This window comes from Stenotrophomonas sp. YJH_SMC_105-26 (genome assembly GCF_059368915.1).
Window position 1 is genome coordinate 1 of sequence record NZ_JCAFSD010000007.1, and the last position, 19,033, is coordinate 19,033.

Genomic DNA, 19,033 nt, shown 5'->3' on the forward strand with positions numbered 1-19,033 from the left:
AAGGTTACTGCGTTGTCGGCTTGTTGTGCTCGGTGGTTGGCAGCGAACTGGGCAGGCGGGATTCGACCGCAGCTGCTGTGTGGTCGCACCTGGTTGTAGTCGCGTCGCCAGTCGGCGATGACCTGGCGGGCTTGGGCGAGCTCATTCATCTCTCGCCGGCCACTTTGGATGTGTTTGCCCGCTACGTGCAAGACGGCGATCAAGCTCCCGAGTCAGGCGGGCTACTTCTTGGGACAGTTCATGGCGAGCATCTGATCATTGAACAGGCCACAGCCCCAACTATCTGGGACCTCAGGCTGCGCACCTTTTTTCACCGCTCCCCATTCGGTCATGCCAAGCTTGCCCTTGATCGCTGGCGCGCCTCACGTGGCACGGTACGATATCTGGGCGAATGGCACACCCACCCGGAGGACTACCCGACCCCGTCCGGATTGGACCGCTCGGAATGGCGCCGACTGGCTACGGGGAGAAAAGACAAGCGACCGCAGCTTTCGATCATTGTCGGGAGGCAAGGTCTCCACGTCGAGCTGGTTCATGGAGACGGTAATGGCGACCTCTTTCAGCCCCACCGATAAAAAAATGCGTTGACCCATGAAGCCGCAAGCTTTGAAGCTCAAAGAGGGGACAAGCGGCGAGGGGGACTGGCCACTAGTCAGAAGCCTTGCAGCGACTGTTCTGGGTGTTGCGGACCACGAGTTGGCCTGTTGCGCTTAGGAGCCTGAGTCGCGCAACACAAGGCTCGATGCAAAAGGCGCAACAGATTAATGTGCTATATCGGCAAAAACGCTTTTAAATTTAGTCCGTTACTGATGCAACACTAAACATACCTACCAAGATTGCGAAATGATGTATCGGGCTGTGGCGGCGTTCGTGTCCTCCGCATGGCAATGGCTGGGCCTCTGGCTCGGCTCTTGCCTGCGCGCTCAGTCCCCGGCCGAGGATGAGATCGCGGCATGATTGAGTTCGACCCGCACCACCGTATCGACTTGACCGGCCCTTGGGCCGGTTTTTCTTTCCTCGGTGATCGTCTGATCACGCCCGAAGGCCGCGAGCTGCTTCCCGAAGATCTGGCCTGGCTGTCACTCACCGCCTGCCAAGCGCAGGAATGGCGCCGGATGATGGAAGCTGCACGCTCGGTGCCATCGATCGACAGTTCCAGAAATGGGCGTAATCGCGATGCCGGTATTCGCCATCATCCTGCCACTGTCGTCAACCTGCGGGACGTTGTGAGCCAGCGCAAACAGCGGTCGGCGATGGCGATGGCTGGCCCTGACGCCGAACCACCATCAGTAGTCCTGCCGATGCCGGGGCCGACGCCTCGCCAGCGCGTGTGAGGCGCTTCCGTAGGGGCTACGCCCCTACACCCCCGAGAAAGCCTGTGACCCACCATCATCGCTCGCCGCGCTCAAGTAAGCGCTGTTCCTTGTCGATTACGGAGCGGACGAGAGCCGTAAGGTAATTGAATAGCATGACCTCCTTCGAGTTGAGGCGACTCTTGCCTCGATGAACAATTTTGGATCGCACCTTGTAGATATCCCTGAAGGCCCTAAGAATGTGCGCCCGCGCCTTGGCAGTGGTCGCCACTAGGTATGCGCAACGATTAGCCATCAGCGTTGTGAGGCCTACGTCCGGATCGGCATCCTCATCGCCCAGAAGAATTTCAATGGCGACGGTCGCCTGGACATAGCTAAGTAGCTCGTCCCTGCCGCAGTGACTGTCGAACAGCCATCGCGCTGACAGACGAAGACTCTTTCCATTTGCAGATCGAAAAACGGAGCCGATGCGCTCCAGCGCGTAGGCTAAGTGCATGCCATCCTCTGCTGGGTCCGCCAGTACTGATAGGTTTCGAATGCCGGACTGCAGGTGCTCGTCAAGGGCTACGAAGCCCTGTCCATCCATGTCTTCGTGCGACAACCGATAGATGATCAGCTGATGTGATCTTCGTGGCGCACCGAGCTCCCCCGCTCTGCCACTTCCAAATAGGCCGAAGGCGAGAGCGAGGCCTATGAAAGAAAAGATGTCATCCCGAGCGGACATCACTGGCTCGGTTCTGAGGACTCTGAAGTAACCCTCAACATCGACGACAAGATATGCGCCTGCGTCATCCCAATCTCCGGGAAGAGGCTTTCCCGAAGCCAGATCAAGTAGTCGATTGGGGTGGCTGGGGTAAGGGTTAGTGAGGGCAGACCCTAGCAGAATTCGATGACGATCTGACAGTTCGAACCCGTCAGGGTGCATCTTAAGGAGATCGCCAAATCCTTCTGGTAGACGCATACACACTTGATACTTCCATGGAAGGGAGCAGAAGCTCTCAACCAAGGCGGTGGCCAAGCCGACTGTATCCTCATATCCGGGATACGACGTGAGAGGCTTGATGTCCGCGTCCCGGTTATAGCCCCCGCCGTTAAAGTGCCTATTTAACTCGCCCTGTACGAAGGTAGTGAACGCGTCGTCTCCGATGAAGAGGCGGAGCTCATCCGCAAGTTTCCCTTTATCGGGAAGCTTGCCTCCATTTCCCCGGGGTTCAACCCACCCGCATCAAAAATGTAACTGTCATACCACACGAAGGAATGACGCAATTGATCGGCGAGCAACTCGATCAAGCGCACCTTTAGCCTGGCGTCGATGGATATTGGCATGGCGTCAATTTGTCTTCTGGATAGGATCTGGCGAGGCCAGTGATATATGCAAGCGGCCTACTTGCAGGCCGACCAAACCATGTCATCCATGCGGCGGCCGACCATGTAAGGCCGGTTAGAACCGTACATGCGGAAAACACGCTCTCGCTCGGCCTTGGCGGCTTCGCATGCTTCCGGGTCCCTGTACTGAGAAATGTTGTGGAGGCGTGCGCCACCACCGCCGATCCGATAGACAGGCTGCGTTGGTGCAGGTCGGGGCGCGATAGACGCTGAATTCTGCTGTCGAATTGCGTCCAGGCGGCGCTCATTCTCAATGACGCCCTCAGATCGAGGCGCGACCTCCACGGCCCACGTCTTGGCCGCCTCGCCGTTGGCGCACGGCGCTGACTGGTATTCGGTCCCGGCCTTGGTGACGCATTTGTAAATCTGCTGGGCGACCGCAGGCGCGGCGAGTGCACACAGCAGCAATCCAGCTGCAATCCTTGTGAACATGGCATCCCCCTGATGCTTGAGCGCCAAGGAAATGGCTGGCGCTCACGGCGGCAGTATAAGCGCCACCAGCCCAAGACACGCCAGATGCCCAACTTAGTAGCCGTAGAAGGCCCACCGGCCACGCGGCACCGGCCAAGCCACCCGAGACATGCCCAATGCGACCGGAATCGCTGCCAGCGCCCACAGGTTGCCGTTGAACCAGCAGATCGCGGCGAAGGCCGAGACCAGTACCAACCAAGCCGAGCGTCCACGGAAGACTTGTGCTCCCAGATCGCGCAATGGCCCGGGCAGCGTCGCCCCCATTCTTTGCCAGTATTTCCTGTGCTACGGGATAGCCGAACCTGTTACTGATCTTCGGCAAAAGAGTATCCAGTGGCGACCACGATAGTAGGACTTCAGAGCATTTCTCGCCGCCACTGTCTGTTCCAAAGACAAGCCTGCCCTCGCAAGTTGAAGCGCGGGAACCTACTTGCCAGCTGCCTTTTTTCCCGATAGTGCAGTCAAAAATATCAGAACAAGCGCAATGCAAACTGCCACGTTGAACAAGAGAATGGGGCGTATGGCGAGATAGATTTCACCGACTCCGATGGAATAAGATCCATGAGTGGACTGCGACCCCAGCGCTCTGGCAATGATCTGAATCCACACAAGCGCAGCAATCTGAACGGCAGCTATTCCAATCGCGGATAACAGCCGTCTGGTAGGAGTTCTGCCGGTCATTGCGAAATACGTAAGCACCGCGAGAACAGCGTAGAAGGCAAGCAGCGTCCAGGTCATCATTCTATCCCCCGCAGCCGCAGCCTGTAGGCCGGTTGCCCAGCGTCTCATGCATCGCTTCGATTGCACCTGCGTCGATATCGGCTCGACTATCCGCATCCCAGTTGTGAGGTGGCTGTGTGCCCCCCCCCCTCGATAAAAAACCCCTTGTCGCGACTGCATGGGCTACGACCCGTGCATCCCTTCCATCGAGCAACCCGCTAGTGAATGTCGAGGCCTGATTCCTTGCGATCCACGGAGCCCTTGCGAGGCGAAGTCTCGACTTTGCCCTGGCTCGGATTTTTCGGGAGTGGCTCGTTTTTTGCGCAAATATCTCGCATATCTGGAAAGGATTTTTGACACCAAAGCACCCACTGAGATGCGTTATTCTTCCGCTCTATTGCTGTGCCGCCGTTATATACAAATACAAAACTCTGGCCAGTAGCCTCATTGAGTATTGCTGAAATTACATCGTGAACAGTCTCCGGGGTGTATTCGCGGCGACTTTCAAATCCAGAAGGATCTCTATTCGTCATTACGAGGCCTGGGGAGGCGAGCGGTCGATTATCTTCAAGATGCCCAACAAGATAAGGGATTGCACCTCCCCCCAGTAACTCGATCTGATCAACAGCGGCCTGGCGCTGCTTCTGCGTCCCTGCCAATCTTTTGACAAGGTCGGATACTATTGGATCTAGGTCTCGCCCAGAAAAATCCGTCGTGCAGGCCGAGAAAGAAATAAACAGGCCTATCGACATGGCAAGCAACTTAAGGATCGAACGCATGATATCAGCCTCCACAGTCGCAGTTGCATCCTAGGGCGTTCAGCACTCCCTGGCGATCGGCGGGCGTCACCTCGCCGAGGTGCTCTGCCATCACCGTGCCCTCCCAGCCCGGTTGGGGAGTGGTGTGACCTGGTCGATCTTCTATGTATCTATCTCCCAGTTTCATGATGTGACCAACTTCGTGGCTTGCGACCCATGTGTCTTCGCCAGTATACCAGTTTATCCTATTGGATCGCCCCTTGCCGGGCAATAGGTTAACTTCAGTCGCGCCAATCCCCCCTATTTTAGTTTTTACATCGAATCCTGGGGCTGACCAACTTCTTTCAACGCTGGAGAGGAGTGATGTAATGCGAGCACTATCTGAAGCCGCCTCCCCCTTGAACTTGAGCTTTACAGTGATCTTTGCTCCTTCCTTCGTGCATTTACATGAGGCCTTCAAACCGAGTTCGTCAATTCGATCCGTTGGCCGGGCGGCCGAATAGCCATAAGTGCTAATCCCCCCCATCAACCCAATCGGATCACTCTGCGAATACCGCCCCACAGCCGGGTCGTATTCCCGCTGGTAGTTATAGAACAGCCCACTTGCAGCCGTCGCCTGCTGGCCCGGGAAGCGCAGCGCCAGCTCGAACGCCACACCATCACTATCCGGGTCGGCACTCGGAATCTGGTTGCCAAATACCTCGCTCTTGTTGCTCCACTCCCAGATCGCCACATCGCGCACCGGATCGATCACCACGCGCGGTGTGCCCAGATGATCCGGTTGCACGTAGGCCAGCTCTGGCACGCCGGTAGCCGGCACATTGATCAGCGCCACCGGATAGTTGTCCAGCCAGATCGCCTGCTGCTGCGCCTGACCCGTGGCCGAGTAGTTGCCCAGCCACTGCCCCGCCTCGTCGTACAACGTGATCTGCGCAGCGCCACCGGCCGGGGTACGCAGTACGCGTTCACCGCGATGGTTGTAGGCGTAGCTTTCCAGTACAGCATCGCCCTGCTTCACCGCGTTCATGCGGTTGGCATCGTTGTAGGTGAAGGTCTTGCCGCCGATGCCGGTGGTGTTGCCCGCCGCGTCATGGCTGCGTACCTCGCCATCCACGGCCGTCAGCCGGTGGCTGGTTGCTGGATAGGTATAGCTGGCGATGCCTGCCGAGGTGGTCAGCGCGGTGCGATTGCCGGTGGCGTCGTAGGTATAGGTTTCAATCGGTGTACCGGTCGTACCGTCCTGGGTCTGGGTCAGGCGACCCAGCGTGTCGTAGGCGTACTGGGCCAGCACCGTCGAGCCTGCGCCGTTCTTCAATTCGGTGATTGAACCGACGGGATCGTAGCCATAGCCCAGCGACAGGCCGCCCGCGGCCGGGTCATGTACCGCCTGCGGGCGGTAATCCAGATCCAATGGGCGTTGTAGCTGGCGACCATTGCCATAGGTCCAGCCAGTCGCCGGGCCGAGGGCCGCATAGGTCACGTTGTTCACCACGATCTGGCGCGCCTGGCCGGGTCGGCTCAGGCCGATCTGGCTGATGCGCCCCTGGGTATCTCGCACGTAGTCGGCCACGCTACCGTCGGGGTAGGTCAGCGCCGTCAGGCGACCCGCCTTGCTGTAGGCATAGCGCAGGGTACTGGCCACCCCATTGAGCGTCTGCACCTTGCGGGTGACTTGGCCGAAGCGGTCGTGGCAGTACTGGGTGCTGCCATTGGCGTGCAGCACCTGCCCCAGGCGTCCCTTGGCAAAGCGCTCGTCGGCAGCACAGACCGCTGGTGCGACGTCGTAGTTGTAGCCCACGTCGAGATTGGGGTCCGGGTAGGCGACGCCGATCAGGCGGTTGAGTGCATCGTAGTGATAGGTGGCGGTGACGCTACGAGCATCGGTGGCCGTCTTGCGGTTGCCTGCCGCATCCACGGTAAAGCTGCTAGCGCCACTGTCTGGGCTGACCTGTCCAGTCAGATCGCCGAACCCGTTATAGGCGTACGTGGTATGCAGGCCCTTCGGGTCGGTGACCTGGGTGACCTGATCCAGCGCGTTGTACTGGCTGCGGATCTCCGCCGCCACGCCATCGACATCCTGCAATGTGCTGGCCAGGCGATTGAGCGGATCGTATCCGAGCTGGGTTCTCCGCCCGAGGGCATCGGTAACCTGGGTGGCGTTGCCATTGGCATCGTAGCCAATGTCGGTGGGGTCACCGCTGGAGGTGGCCAGTGTTGTCAGCTGGCCGAGCTGGTCGTAGATGCGCGAAAGTGTGTGTGTGAGTGCGCCGCTGGCATCCAGCGTGTCCTCTGTCACCCGATTGCCCGCATTGTCGAGGGTGTACTGCCGCGTGTTGCCGGCATTGTCGGCAATGCTTGTCAGCCGCTTGGCCGCATCATAGGTGAACACAACAAAGGCGCCGTCTGGCTGGGTCGCCTGCTTGACCAGGCCGTTGGGCCAATAGTCAAAGCGTGTGATCTGATCATCGGCCGGGCTCGAGTCATCAGGTCCACGAACGATGCGGGTGGAGAGCCAGCCACGTGGGTGATAACCGTAATCGGTGACTACGCCGTTGGCGTCTCGCATCGAGAGTACTCGGCCTGCACCGTCGTAGGCCAAGTACTCGGTGATGTGCCCCAGTGCATTGCTGACCTTCCACAGATCCCCCTTCCGGTGCGGGCAAGTGGTCGGGGTACCGGCACAGGCCGCGTCATCGGAGGCGTAATACTGATAGGTCGTAAGCTCCGCAACATCGCTGCGGGGACCTTTGATCGAAGTCAACAGGCCTACGAATGGGCAGTTCCCCGCGTTGACGTCGGCCTGCTCGCAGTAGGTCGTGGTGGTGGTCCGAGCCAAGCTGGAAGCCGGATCGTGCGACGTTGCGCCTACTGCTTGCCCGCGTGCGTTGTATGCCCAGGTCCAGCGTGAGACCGGTACGTCCGCTGCATCGTAGATGCGGCGCTCGATCGGTACCCGGAACTGGGGGTGCCAGTCAGTCTGTATGGTGCGCCTGTAGCCTTGGGTGTCGTTGGAGGCGCTGATCTGCTGGGTCAGCAGGCCCCGGGCATCATAGTCCTCGTCGGTAGTAACCCCGTTGAAGTCCGTGAGGACGTCGGGATAGCCATTTGCGTCGTAGCTGCGCTGGCTGATCTGCGAGCCGCCGCACTGACTGCATAGCTGGTCAATCGACGTTTGCTTGGCGCGACCCAGGGCAAGGGTATAGGCATAGGTGGTGGTGTTGCCCAGCGCATTGGTGACCTGTGATTGTTGTGAACCATAGGACACCGACACCCGATCAATCGGGCTGTCCAAGCCGCCATGCCAGCTTGCAACGGCGCGACCCTGGGTGTCGTACTCCCAATTCGCAAAGGCCTGGCCGGTTTCATCCACGATTCCTGTCAACAGCAGCGGGTCGTCGCTGTCGGTGTAGGCATAGCCGACGGTGGAGAACGTCGCGCTTGCTCCTTCCGTGGTGTCATACCGCACCCGGCTGAGGTTCTGCTGGGTGTAGACGTACTTGACGGTGCGCCCATCTGGGCGCGTCACCGTGCTGAGGCGACCGGAGGAATAACTCATGCTCAAGCGGCGCCCTCGCCTGTCGGTGACGTCCCTTAACGCCCCGCTCGAGGTGTAGCGCAAGCTCAACACATCGCCGTCAACGTAGCTTATCCGTACCAACTTGCCATCGAGGTTGAACTGGTAGCGGGTATCGTCGTCACCGGCGACCTCCCATCCGGTTTGCGTGCCATTCTGTTTGACCACCTTCAAGCGCTCACGCACGTCCGCGTCGGGTAGCCAGACATCCTGGTCTTGGCCGACAAAGCGATAGCTGTCGCCGCTGGGCAGGTTCAGCCGGCGCACCAGTACTGCCCCCTCGTCGGCAGTGGCCAGCGAAATCTGGAAGCTGTGACGCCAGCGCGGCCCCAGCTCGATGCCGGGATTGCTGTCGATGGACAGGCTGTTGTAATGACGTTGCAACGATAGGTGGCCAGACGCGTCCGACACATCTGTCTCGGTCTGAACCTTGATGCCCAGCAGCGCATTGATCGGATTACCCACCTGCGTGGCGCCGGTGGTCACGTCGCACTGGTTGTTCTTGCCAGGATCCCAAGGCGGCAGCACCACGCCGCCGCAGTACTCGTCGATGATCCGCGGGTTTTCGCAGTGGTAGGTCCCGAGACCAAACTGGGCGTTTGACGCATCATCCCGGCACGATTGTGACCCGGGGCTCGCGCCCGCCTCCTGGTACAGCTCCACACATTCGGGGGGAACTTCAGCCCATGCCGGTCCTGCGGCCAAGCAAGCGAAGACACCCATCCATGCAATTCGACCCATCCTGTGGTCTCCCGGCAATCCATTAAAGCGGCCGAACCCGCATCAACGCGGCATCCTTCCGGCGTCGGTCACCGCCACATCAGCAGCCAGTGAGTGCGGCCGAGTCTAATTTGCTCCGGGCGGTCATACGTTATGGTCATGTGAGGGTCATTCGGGTGATTACCCGTTTTCACGCCGCCCTTCGCCCCCTATAGTGCCAACCCTCACAAGGACGAGGCGGCACACATGCCCTACATCGGAATCGGACTCCACGTACTGGCCGCCATCTACTTCGCGGTACACGCCATCCGCTCGGGCCAGAGCCTCTACTGGCTCATCCTGCTCTTCTCGTTCCCGCTGCTCGGCAGCGTCGTCTACTTCCTGGCGATCTACTTCCCGGAAGTCCGCCATTCGCGCGGCGCCCGGCAGGTCGTCCGTTCCGCCAAGCAGCTCATGGACCCGGGCCAGGACCTGCGCAATGCCCGCGCCGAACTGGCGCGCACGCCCACCGTGCAGAACCGGGTTCGCCTTGGCATGACGCTGCTGGATGCCGGCCAGGCGGAGGAAGCCAGCACCCTGCTCGAGCAAGCGGCCAGCTCGCCGCTGGGCGACGATCCCTACATCCTGACCGGCCTTGCCCGTGCCCGCCTCGATTCCGGGCAACCCGCGCTTGCGGTGGAGACGCTGGACGGACTGTTCGCCCGCCATCTGGATGTACGCCGCAAGCCGGAACAGACGCTGCTTTACGCGCAGGCACTGGCTGCCGCCCAAGCACCCGGAGCCCGCGCCGCGTTCGAGCGGGCCGTGGAATGCGGAAACGATGCGGCCGCTCGCTGCCTGTACGCCGAGTGGCTGATGGCACAGCCGCAGCCCGACGACCGCGAGCAGGCCCGCAGCCTGTTCGCCAGCATCATCGATGATGCCCAGCACTGGTCGCGGCACGCGCGCAGCCACAATGCCGTGTGGTTGGAGCGAACCAAGGTTGCGTTGAAGGGCTACTGACGCCTGGCGGCCTTTGGCGATCCTGTCGCATCCGCCTCGCTCATAGCCTCGCCGGGCGGATGCCGACACTCGTAAGGTGTGCACCGCCGACACCGACAACAACCTTGCAGCACAAGGCTCCAGCCCCGTTGCGCCATATGCAACGATTCTGAAAATGTTGAATGTGGTGACGGCATCGGCCTTACTGCATTGGCATCGCGCACAGCCGGGCGTATTCCTCTCCGTGCCACCGGAAACAGGTGGCCGGGATTCGAAACCCCGGTAGTTCGCTGAAGTAAACGCTTGCCAGCCGGCATCACCCTGTGTGGTGCCGGCTGGCAATCCGTCGGCCGGCTATGGCGGGCGGTGCGTGGAGGCCTTGTGCCTGCCGGTTTAGCGAACACCGGGTTTCGAACCTCGCACCGTCCGCCACCTTTATCGGTGGCGGCTTCTGCATGCACGCAAGGAGCCCAGCCATGACCCAGCCCCACTCCCCTGCCCCGCACCCGATTCGCGACACGCCTGCGAATGGCCCTGCGCTGGACCCGAACACCCTCATCGCCCTGCTGCACAGCATCGGCTCGGGCGCCGCCTCCGATGGCCAGCCGTGGCCGGAACGCCATCAGATGCCCGGCCGACGCATCGCCCTGGCAGATACCGATTGCTCTCTGGCAGGCCTTCGGGTGGTGCTGGAGATCCTGCTGGCCGCGCAGCGCGCCCGCGAGAACGGCGAGCTGGAGCAGTATGTCGGCCCTCGCGTCATGGAGGGCCTGATCATGGCCGGACTCGGCCTCGCCGCACACGCCAGTACGCGCCTGCATCCGGAGGGGTGAGTGGCGTGGTGGCGCTGGGCGGCCACCGCGCTCTGTCTTGTGGTGGTGGTTGCGGCACAGGCGCAGTGGCCGGCGACGCTAGTGCCCTCGCCTGTCGCGTTCCAAAACATCAACGACGATCGATTCTCACAACTGCGCCGCCAGGCGATGCAGTTCGTGGACTCTCGGCCACGACAGGGCTTCCAGTTCGTCGAGCGGCGCCGAGATGCCGAGTTCCAGGTTCATTGCCGGGGCATACGCGCGCTGTGGCTGGAGGGGCGCTCGCACCATCTGCTGTTGCAGGTCTCACTGGACGCGGAGCAGCGGGCGCCCGCCGTTGTGCAGCTTGGTACGTTGCTTCAATGGCAGCTGGAGCCGGTGGGCTATCTGGAGCAGGTGCTGGCTGACGTGCCGGAACCTGTTCTGTCGGATCGGGTGCTGCAGATGTTCGGGGGCGAGGTGCCTGAGGGCGCGCGATGTGGCCCGCACTAGTCACCTGCGCGACAGGCATTGGCCCAGTGATCATGCAGGTCACCTCCCGGCATCGATCCAGCCCGCATCGCGCGCACGCGCGAGATCTTCTGGCGTATCGATATCCAGGCCGAGTTCCGGTGCCTGTAGGACATGCACTGTATCGACAGGAAGTTGCCGCAGGCGCGCTCCGAAGCCGCGGTCACCGGATGCACCGACAGGGGTGAACCAGGCGCGCGGCACGACTGCGGGAACGCCAAGCGCATTTCCGTGGCGGGTGCCCGCGCACGTTGACGCTGCGGCGCGGGCACCGGAAAGCAGCGCCTGCAGATGGGAGCGCTCGATTGCGGGCTGGTCGCATGCCACGATCATCACCGCGGTCACCGTGGGCAGCAGGTGTGCGCCGGCAACCTGCAGACTGCTCGCCAGGCCACGCTCCCAGTGGTGATTGGTTACCGGAGTGGCATCCAGCCCGGCAACGCTGGATGTCACGGCCTGTGCGTTCGCGCCCACCACGACCAGGACTTGCGCTGGCGCGAGCTCCAGCGCTAGCCGCACTACGCGGTGTACCAGGGTCTCGCCCTGCCGGGTCAGAAGCTGCTTGGGCTGGCCAAGTCGGGTGCTCCCGCCGGCAGCAAGCACGACGATCGCATGCGCGTCAGTCACCTGCCGTGCGCGCCTCGCCATTGCTGCAGCTGCGCGGCGATGCTGAGCGAAATCGCCTCTGGCCCTCGGCCGCCGATGTTCAGGCCGACCGGTGATCGAAGTCTCGGGGAAAGGCGGTGGCGCTGATCCGGTGTCAGCAGCTTGAACAGGTCCTCGCGCCTTCGCCGCGGACCCAGCAGTCCAATGAACGCGACGTTGGTATCAGCCAGGGCCACCAGCGCCTCCCGGTCCAGTTCGAAATCGTGATGCATCACCAGTACCGCGTCGCACTGGTCGCCATGAAGGGCCTCGGCCGGGCTGGTCTGAAGATGCGTATCCGCGCACTGCCCGGCTGGGGCCCAGCGCGCTCGCCGTTCGGCCACGCTGACCCGCCACCCCAGGCCGCGCAGCAGCGGAACCAGGAAGGGCGTTTCGGGACCGCCCCCCAACACCAGGGCCCGCGGAAGCCGGGGCAACGGCAAACGCCACGCGCCCTCGCCAAAGGGCTGTGTACCCTCCATCGGATGCAGCGGCCACGCCTGCTCGCGATGGCCGGCACGGAAAACGACCTGCCCCGACGTGCGAAGGTCGCGCTGGAGTGACACGCCCTCGCGCAACCAAGCCTCGATAACGTCGTCGATGCCGGCCATGGCACGCAACGGCAGCAGCGCAACCCGAAGCCGGCCGCGGCAGCCGAGCGCGGACCCGCTCAACAGGTCGTCGTCACTGCGGGTGTCGATCTCGATCCAGTCGACCCGCCCTGCCGCGCTCACCTGCTCCGCGCGTCGCGCGAGCTCGGGCTCCAGGCATCCGCCGCTCAGCCAGCCGACCTGGCTGCCGTTGCAGAACAGCACCATGTCGCCGGCACCGGCGTAGGTGGAGCCATCGGTTTCCAGCACCAGCGCGAGCACGGCGTGCTCCCCCGCGCGCACGCGCGTCAAGGCCGTCTCGAGTACGCCGCGCGGGCTGCCTTCGGCGAGGAAGCCCGGCGCTGCGGACAGGTCCTCGGCAAGATCGCCGGGCTCCCCTCCGCCTGCGGCGGAGACCTCCAGAGTGGGCGAGGCTACGGGTCGGTCCATGCGCAACGTCAGCCTATGTCGGGCAAGCCGGGCAACAGCTTGTCCAGGGTGATGGGATAGCTGCGCACGCGCACGCCGGTTGCGTTGTAGATCGCATTGGCGATCGCGGCGCCAACCCCGCAGATGCCCAGTTCACCCACACCCTTGGCCTTCATCGGCGAGATCACCGGATCCAGCGTGTCGAGGAAGACCACTTCCTGGTACGGAATGTCGGCGTGCACGGGAACCTCGTAGCCGGCCAGGTCGTGGTTGATGAACAAACCAAGCCGTTTGTCGACCACCAGCTCCTCCATCAGGGTCGCGCCCGCACCCATCACCATCCCGCCGATGACCTGGCTGCGTGCTGACAGCGGATTGAGGATCCGGCCGCCATCGCATACGGCAAGCATGCGGCGAATGCGCGTCTCTCCAGTGTAGGCATGCACGGCGACCTCGCAGAAATGCCCTGCATACGTGCCGACGTCGTAGCCTTGTTTGAAGTCGCCGAAGGCAATGCCGTCCTCCGCCGACAGGGTTCCCGCCTCCGCCAGCGTGATGGTCCGCCCATCCGCCTGGATGCGGCCATTGGCGAAGTTTGCGGTGTCGCCGTCGAAGCCGAGTTTCTCGCCCACCTTGCGGCGCAGGCTGACGCACGCCGCGTACACGCCCGCGGTGGAGCTTGCCGCGCCCCACTGGCCGCCGGAACCGGCGGAGGCGGGATGACGGGAGTCACCGAGGGTGACCTGGACCTGGTCCAGCGGCACGCCCATGGTCTCGGCTGCCGTCTGCGCGATGATCGTGTAGGAGCCGGTGCCGATGTCGGTCATGTCGGTCTCGACAATCACCCCGCCCTGGCCGTCAAGCCGGACCCGCGCCGCCGACTTCATTGTCGGTGCGCCGCGATAGCCCGCGGACACGCCCATGCCGACCAGCCAGTGCCCTTCCCTGACCTGCGCCGGCCTGGCGTTGCGCTTGTTCCAGTTGAAGCGCTCCGCGCCTTCGCGCAGGCAGCGCACCAGGTTGCGGTCGGAGAACTTCTTGGACGGATCGCCGGGCACGACCTCGGGCTCGTTGAGGATGCGGAACGCGATCGGATCGAGGCCCAGCTTCTCGGCCATTTCGTCCATCGCCACTTCCAGCGCCATGTGGCCCGGTGCTTCACCCGGTGCGCGCATCGCATTGCCTTCGGGCATGTCGAGCGTGGCGATGTAGTTGGCCACCAGGCGGTTGGCGCCCGCATAGAGCTTGGGCGTCTGCAGGGTACCGTTTTCGCCATCCTCGCCGTTGATGTTGCCCGACCAGTTCTCATGGGCGATGGCGGAGATCCGGCCATCCTTTCCGCAGCCGATCCGCACGCGCTGGAGGGTGGCGTGCCGGTGCGTGGTGTTGTTGGGCATCAACGGGCGTTGCAGCGCGATCTTCACCGGTCGCCCGACCTGCTTGGCCGCCAATGCGGCCAGCACCGCGTCGGCACGGATGAACAGCTTGCCGCCGAAGCCGCCGCCGATATAGGGCGAGTCCACGCGCACCTTGGCAGGGTCGATGCCGAGGATCGCCGCCATGCCCTGCCTGGCCCAGTCGATCATCTGGTTCGCCGTCCACAGCGTGAGCGTGTCACCCTCCCAGGCGGCGATGGTGGCGTGCGGCTCCATCATCGAATGACTTTCGTCGGAGGTGTGATAAGTCTCGTCGAGCTTGACCGCGGCGCTCGCGTAGGCGGTGTCGAAATCGCCCAGCGCCTGCCGGTCGGGCTTGCCGTCACGCCCCTTTGCCAGCGGCGCGGTCGGTGCCAGGGCCGGGAAATCGAAGCGGCCCTTGCTGCGCTCGTAGCGGGTGCGGATCAGCGCCGCGGCGGCGCGGGCTTGCTCGAAGGTCTCTGCCACCACGCAGGCGATGGCCTGGTGGTAGTGGGCCACTTCGGGTCCACCGAACAGCGGCGCATTGTTCCAGTTCGATTTGCCGACCGGCTTGGTCTCCGGTGCGGTGATGACCGCCAGTACGCCGGGCGCGGCACGCGCGCGGGAGGCATCCATCGAAATGATGCGCCCTTTGCCGATGCCCGCACCGACGATGTAGCCGTAGGCCTGGTTCGGCGCCACGTCGTGGCGCTCGTAGGCATAGGGGGCGGTGCCGGTGGTCTTGCGCGGACCGTCGATGCGCGGCGTCGGTTTGCCGACGACCTTGGCCTTGTCGAACAGGTTGTCGCCGGCGGGGGCGTTGAATTCAAGGGGCATCAGCGCTCTCCTTCCACCAGCACGGCTGCGAGGGTGCGCTCGGCGAGAGCGATCTTGAACGCATTCTCCCGCGTCGGACGGGCGCCGGCGAACACCTGCCGGGCCGCGGCCTTTACGCCGTCGCGCAGCAGCGGTTCGGCTGCCTCGACGCGCCACGGCTTCGGCGCAACTCCACCGAAGGCGAACCGCGCCGAACCGTCTCGCTGCACGACCGCGGCGACCGACACCAGTGCGAACGCATAGGACGCGCGGTCACGTACCTTGTGGTACACGTGCCGACCGCCCAGCGGCTCCGGCAGCGTGACGTGGGTGATCAGCTCACCGCGCTGCAGCACGTTGTCCTGCTGCGGCCTGTCGCCGGGGGAACGATGGAAATCGGCAATCGGGATGCTGCGCGTACTGCCGTCACCCGTGACGGTCTGGATCGAGGCGTCCAGCACCCGCAGGGCCACCGCCATGTCGCCCGGATAGGTCGCGATGCAGCTGTCCGAGGTGCCGATCACGCCCATCTGACGGGAAAACCCCTCGAGTGCGCCGCACCCTGATCCGGGCAGGCGCTTGTTGCAGGGCAGATGGGGATCGTAGAAATACGGGCAGCGCGTGCGCTGCAGCAGGTTGCCGCCGGTGGTGGCTTTGTTGCGCAGCTGCCCGGAGGCGCCTGCCACGATCGCGCGGGTCAGCACCGCGTAGTCGCGGCGCACGCGCTCATGCGAGGCCAGCGCGGTATTGGTGACCAGCGTGCCGATGCGCAGGCCGCCCTCGTCGGTGGGTTCGATCCTGTCCAGGCCGATGTCCTGCACATCGACCAGGTGCGCTGGCGTCTCGACCTCCAGCTTCATCAGGTCGAGCAGGTTGGTCCCTCCGGCCAGGAACTTCGCGCCCTCGATACCGGCGACGGCCTTGGCGGCCTCGGCCGGGGATTTCGCGCGTTCGTAACTGAAGGCCCTCATGCGCGCCTCCCTGCAGGGGTCACGCCTGCAACCTCTTCCATCGCCTCGGCAATATTGGAATAGGCTCCGCAGCGGCAGAGGTTGCCGCTCATGCGTTCGCGCATCTCCATGTTGGTGGCCCGGGGCCGTGCGCTGACGTCTGCCTGCACATGACTGGGGACACCCCGCTTGATCTCGTCCAGTACCGCCACCGCCGAGCAGATCTGCCCCGGCGTGCAGTACCCGCACTGGTAGCCGTCATGCTTGATGAAGGCGGCCTGCAGCGGATGCAGGTCATCGGGGGTTCCGAGGCCTTCGATGGTGGTGATGGCATCGCCCTGGTGCTGCACCGCCAGGCTGAGGCAGGCATTGATGCGCTCACCGTTGACCAGCACGGTACAGGCACCGCATTGACCGTGATCGCAGCCCTTCTTGGTCCCGGTCAGCTTCAGGTGTTCGCGCAGGGCATCGAGCAGCGTAGTCCGCGTGTCGAGCTCAAGCTCCCGCCGCTTGCCGTTGACGGTCAACGCCACCGTGCTGATGACCGGCGGCCTGGGCGGCGGGGGCGTCGCCAGTTCGGCGGCGAGCGATGACGCCCCCGGTGCGGCGGACATTGCCACGGTCGTGACGCCGCCGGCGATCACCTGGCGACGCGTCAACTTCATTCCTTCATCACAACTTGGCACAGTGACCTCCTGGCGTTCGGGAAAATCCCGTGGCTGGATGGACGCGCTCACACTACCCAAGGGGCACTATGCCCATCTGCGGGGTACAGGCCTGTGAAGTCGGCGACATGTACGATCCGACCAATGCAGGCAACCGCGACTTTTACTCTTCAGCGCGGCACTCTTGAACCATGCGTATGCTTCACTGGATGGCTCACAGTTCTGTTTATCCCTCACGGCGCTGGCTTCGAGGGTTCGGGCTCGTGGATAGAGCCCTCCAACAATGCCACGTAGGTATCCAGCCTGGTGCGAAGGCCGATCAGCATCCAGCCCAGCAGGTACAGCAGCACCATGGCGAAGATAAGCAGTGCGCCTAGCAATCCAACATCGAAAGCGCCCGCCCAGTCGCCCCATTTCCATCCGCGGAACTGCAGGTAGAGGGCAATCAACAGCGGGAATGGTCCAAGCCGCTGCAGCCCGCCATACATCATGCCCATGCGCTCAATCATGTTTGTGCGCAGGTGACTGACGTACTTGAGGCGCCGCTCGCGCTGGACGCGCGGGAATCCGCGAAGCTCGGTCACCACCGCTTGCCAGTGCGCGAAATCGCCATCCATCTCCCGCGCGTGCGAGAGCCGAGGCTGACTGAACTGGCGAATGCCCCTGCGGGCGGCCAGGACGCCCCCGACAATGAACCCTCCAATTTCGATTGCCAGGCAGGCAACAACCACCTGGAGCACTACGCCAACAGGCAGCCATCGATCCGGAAGCTGGCCTGTGAGAATGCCGACGATCGCCGCACCCATGCCGATGCGGAACGCCCACGTCTCCACCCTGCCCGCCTTCGGGTAGATGCTGTGCTCAACCAGCCCCTGCACCCGCTGATAGAGCCAGTGGAATGTCAGTTCCTGCGAATCCGTCGTTGCCGGCGGATCGACGCCGCCCCTTGCCTGCATGTCCATTGCGCCCCTGCCCCGGCCGGCGCAGATGCCGGCCGCCCCATCGTACCTGAGCGCGCTTCGGAAGGCGCCTCAGCGGGAATCACATACCCAGTTCCGACAACCCCGGATGATCGTCCGGGCGACGCCCCAACGGCCAATGGAACTTGCGGTCGCTTTCCTTGATCGGCAGGTCGTTGATGCAGGAGAAGCGGCGCTGCATCAGGCCATCCTCTCCGAATTCCCAGTTTTCGTTGCCATAGGAACGGAACCAGTTGCCGGAGTCGTCGTGCCATTCGTACGCGTAGCGGACCGCAATGCGGTTTTCGGTAAAGGCCCAGAGCTCCTTGATCAGGCGGTACTCAAGTTCCTTGTTCCATTTGCGTGCCAGGAACTGCCGGGCTTCCTCCCGGCCATTGGTGAATTCGGCACGGTTACGCCACTGGGTGTCGAGCGAATAGGCAAGCGACACCTTGTCGGCATCGCGGGAATTCCAGCCATCCTCGGCAAGACGCACCTTCTGCATGGCCGATTCAAGGGTGAACGGAGGAAGCGGCGGACGGGGCTGTTCTGCGGACACGGGGAGACCTCCAATAGAAATGGATATACGGGTTGCTTCAAAGGATCTGGCGTACCCAGGCGCTAACGCTTGGCCTGTTCCAACAACAGCTTTGCAACGTCCTTCGCGGTGTCTGCGGCGCCGTAATCACCCATCACGCGCGACAGGGTGATGGCGCCTTCCATCAGGATCAGCAGCTGACGGGCCAGGTCCGCCGGCTGCTCCACATCCAGTTGTTCGGTAAGTTCCCGCGTGTAATCGAGCAGCTTCTGCTTGTGATTCCGCGCGATTTCCCGGATCGGATCGGCAGGGTCGCCGACCTCCCCTGCGGTATTGATGAACGCACACCCGCGATAGCCCTCGGACTGGAACCAGTTCTTGAGCACGGTGAACATGCCGAGGATGCGTGCTTCCGGGGTATCCGCCTTCTCACACTCCTGCCGGAACCAGGCGAGCCAGCGCACGTCGCGCGCCTTCAATGCAGCGGCGGCCACGTCGTCCTTGTTCTCGAAGTGGCGGTAGATGCTCTTCCGCGCCACGCCCGAGGTCTTCACCAGAAGGTCCATGCCGGTGGCGTGGATCCCGTTCTGGTAGATCAGCGCCTCGGCCGTGGCCAGGATCTTCTGTTGGGTGTCGGTGGTGAGCTTGCTCATGGCTGCAAGGTAGAACGGGCGTTCTACCTTGTCAACAGGCGATCGCGATCGATTCGTACGCGCACATCCGTGCAAGACGATCTATCAAGAAATCCGGACACTTCATCACCCGGACGCCTGATTGCAGGCGCAAAGTACGTCTCACC

General features: G+C 62.9%; 19 protein-coding genes and 1 pseudogene. 5 read left to right on the forward strand and 15 right to left on the reverse strand.

What is annotated here, in order from left to right; genetic code table 11:
* Nucleotides 1–140: pseudogene (locus AC5P7F_RS15670) on the reverse strand (integrase core domain-containing protein); the annotation flags it as partial.
* 45 nt (nucleotides 141–185) lie between these two features.
* On the opposite strand from AC5P7F_RS15670, the gene AC5P7F_RS15675 reads away from it, so the two are divergent.
* Both AC5P7F_RS15675 and AC5P7F_RS15680 read left to right on the forward strand, forming a co-directional pair.
* Nucleotides 186–575, forward strand: coding sequence for a Mov34/MPN/PAD-1 family protein (locus AC5P7F_RS15675; RefSeq protein WP_229298564.1), 390 nt, complete (start codon nucleotides 186–188; stop codon nucleotides 573–575).
* 378 nt (nucleotides 576–953) lie between these two features.
* Nucleotides 954–1,334: a DUF3653 domain-containing protein gene (locus AC5P7F_RS15680; protein ID WP_164076865.1), complete on the forward strand. Its 381-nt coding sequence runs from the start codon at nucleotides 954–956 to the stop codon at nucleotides 1,332–1,334.
* A 55-nt stretch (nucleotides 1,335–1,389) separates the two neighbouring features.
* Here AC5P7F_RS15680 and AC5P7F_RS15685 read toward each other — a convergent pair whose 3' ends face one another.
* The 6 genes from AC5P7F_RS15685 to AC5P7F_RS15710 all read right to left on the reverse strand — a co-directional run bounded on the left by AC5P7F_RS15685 (nucleotide 1,390) and on the right by AC5P7F_RS15710 (nucleotide 8,963).
* Nucleotides 1,390–2,037, reverse strand: a complete 648-nt coding sequence (locus AC5P7F_RS15685) for a HEPN domain-containing protein (RefSeq protein WP_164076866.1) — start codon at nucleotides 2,035–2,037, stop codon at nucleotides 1,390–1,392.
* A gap of 659 nt (nucleotides 2,038–2,696) precedes the next feature.
* Entirely contained in the window at nucleotides 2,697–3,131 is a 435-nt protein-coding gene (locus AC5P7F_RS15690) for a DUF4124 domain-containing protein (protein WP_164076867.1), read from the reverse strand.
* Nucleotides 3,132–3,224: 93 nt separating this feature from the next.
* The gene (locus tag AC5P7F_RS15695; RefSeq protein WP_164076868.1) at nucleotides 3,225–3,434 is read right to left on the reverse strand and encodes a TraX family protein; all 210 of its coding nucleotides are present in this window, start codon (nucleotides 3,432–3,434) and stop codon (nucleotides 3,225–3,227) included.
* Between the two features lie 162 nt (nucleotides 3,435–3,596).
* The gene (locus AC5P7F_RS15700) at nucleotides 3,597–3,908 is read right to left on the reverse strand and encodes a hypothetical protein (RefSeq protein WP_164076869.1); all 312 of its coding nucleotides are present in this window, start codon (nucleotides 3,906–3,908) and stop codon (nucleotides 3,597–3,599) included.
* A 200-nt stretch (nucleotides 3,909–4,108) separates the two neighbouring features.
* Nucleotides 4,109–4,669: a hypothetical protein gene (locus tag AC5P7F_RS15705; RefSeq protein WP_140222830.1), complete on the reverse strand. Its 561-nt coding sequence runs from the start codon at nucleotides 4,667–4,669 to the stop codon at nucleotides 4,109–4,111.
* Between the two features lie 4 nt (nucleotides 4,670–4,673).
* A complete protein-coding gene (locus tag AC5P7F_RS15710) occupies nucleotides 4,674–8,963 on the reverse strand; it encodes an RHS repeat-associated core domain-containing protein (protein WP_164076870.1) in 4,290 nt (1,429 codons plus the stop codon).
* 225 nt (nucleotides 8,964–9,188) lie between these two features.
* On the opposite strand from AC5P7F_RS15710, the gene AC5P7F_RS15715 reads away from it, so the two are divergent.
* The 3 genes from AC5P7F_RS15715 (at nucleotide 9,189) to AC5P7F_RS15725 (ending at nucleotide 11,227) form a co-directional block, all read left to right on the forward strand.
* Nucleotides 9,189–9,944: a tetratricopeptide repeat protein gene (locus tag AC5P7F_RS15715; protein ID WP_164076871.1), complete on the forward strand. Its 756-nt coding sequence runs from the start codon at nucleotides 9,189–9,191 to the stop codon at nucleotides 9,942–9,944.
* Between the two features lie 455 nt (nucleotides 9,945–10,399).
* Nucleotides 10,400–10,756, forward strand: a complete 357-nt coding sequence (locus AC5P7F_RS15720) for a hypothetical protein (protein WP_164076872.1) — start codon at nucleotides 10,400–10,402, stop codon at nucleotides 10,754–10,756.
* The gene (locus AC5P7F_RS15725) at nucleotides 10,757–11,227 is read left to right on the forward strand and encodes a hypothetical protein (protein ID WP_164076873.1); all 471 of its coding nucleotides are present in this window, start codon (nucleotides 10,757–10,759) and stop codon (nucleotides 11,225–11,227) included.
* A 39-nt stretch (nucleotides 11,228–11,266) separates the two neighbouring features.
* Here AC5P7F_RS15725 and AC5P7F_RS15730 read toward each other — a convergent pair whose 3' ends face one another.
* The 8 genes from AC5P7F_RS15730 to AC5P7F_RS15765 all read right to left on the reverse strand — a co-directional run bounded on the left by AC5P7F_RS15730 (nucleotide 11,267) and on the right by AC5P7F_RS15765 (nucleotide 18,887).
* Nucleotides 11,267–11,893, reverse strand: coding sequence for an NTP transferase domain-containing protein (locus AC5P7F_RS15730; protein WP_164076874.1), 627 nt, complete (start codon nucleotides 11,891–11,893; stop codon nucleotides 11,267–11,269).
* Nucleotides 11,869–12,930: an XdhC family protein gene (locus AC5P7F_RS15735; protein ID WP_164076875.1), complete on the reverse strand. Its 1,062-nt coding sequence runs from the start codon at nucleotides 12,928–12,930 to the stop codon at nucleotides 11,869–11,871. The genes AC5P7F_RS15730 and AC5P7F_RS15735 overlap by 25 nt, the downstream gene beginning before the upstream one ends.
* A gap of 8 nt (nucleotides 12,931–12,938) precedes the next feature.
* On the reverse strand, nucleotides 12,939–15,143 hold the full coding sequence (paoC, locus tag AC5P7F_RS15740; RefSeq protein WP_164076876.1) for an aldehyde oxidoreductase molybdenum-binding subunit PaoC: 2,205 nt from the start codon (nucleotides 15,141–15,143) through the stop codon (nucleotides 12,939–12,941).
* Nucleotides 15,143–16,093, reverse strand: coding sequence for an FAD binding domain-containing protein (locus AC5P7F_RS15745; protein ID WP_164076877.1), 951 nt, complete (start codon nucleotides 16,091–16,093; stop codon nucleotides 15,143–15,145). Before AC5P7F_RS15745 ends, paoC begins: the two co-directional genes overlap by 1 nt.
* The gene (gene paoA / locus AC5P7F_RS15750) at nucleotides 16,090–16,737 is read right to left on the reverse strand and encodes an aldehyde dehydrogenase iron-sulfur subunit PaoA (RefSeq protein ID WP_046430654.1); all 648 of its coding nucleotides are present in this window, start codon (nucleotides 16,735–16,737) and stop codon (nucleotides 16,090–16,092) included. Before paoA ends, AC5P7F_RS15745 begins: the two co-directional genes overlap by 4 nt.
* Nucleotides 16,738–16,970: 233 nt before the next feature.
* Nucleotides 16,971–17,699 (reverse strand): hypothetical protein, encoded by a 729-nt coding sequence (locus AC5P7F_RS15755; protein WP_049439748.1) that lies wholly within the window; start codon nucleotides 17,697–17,699, stop codon nucleotides 16,971–16,973.
* Nucleotides 17,700–17,778: 79 nt separating this feature from the next.
* Entirely contained in the window at nucleotides 17,779–18,201 is a 423-nt protein-coding gene (locus AC5P7F_RS15760) for a nuclear transport factor 2 family protein (protein ID WP_014647156.1), read from the reverse strand.
* A 116-nt stretch (nucleotides 18,202–18,317) separates the two neighbouring features.
* Nucleotides 18,318–18,887, reverse strand: a complete 570-nt coding sequence (locus AC5P7F_RS15765; protein ID WP_049439746.1) for a TetR/AcrR family transcriptional regulator — start codon at nucleotides 18,885–18,887, stop codon at nucleotides 18,318–18,320.
* Nucleotides 18,888–19,033 lie beyond the last annotated feature (146 nt).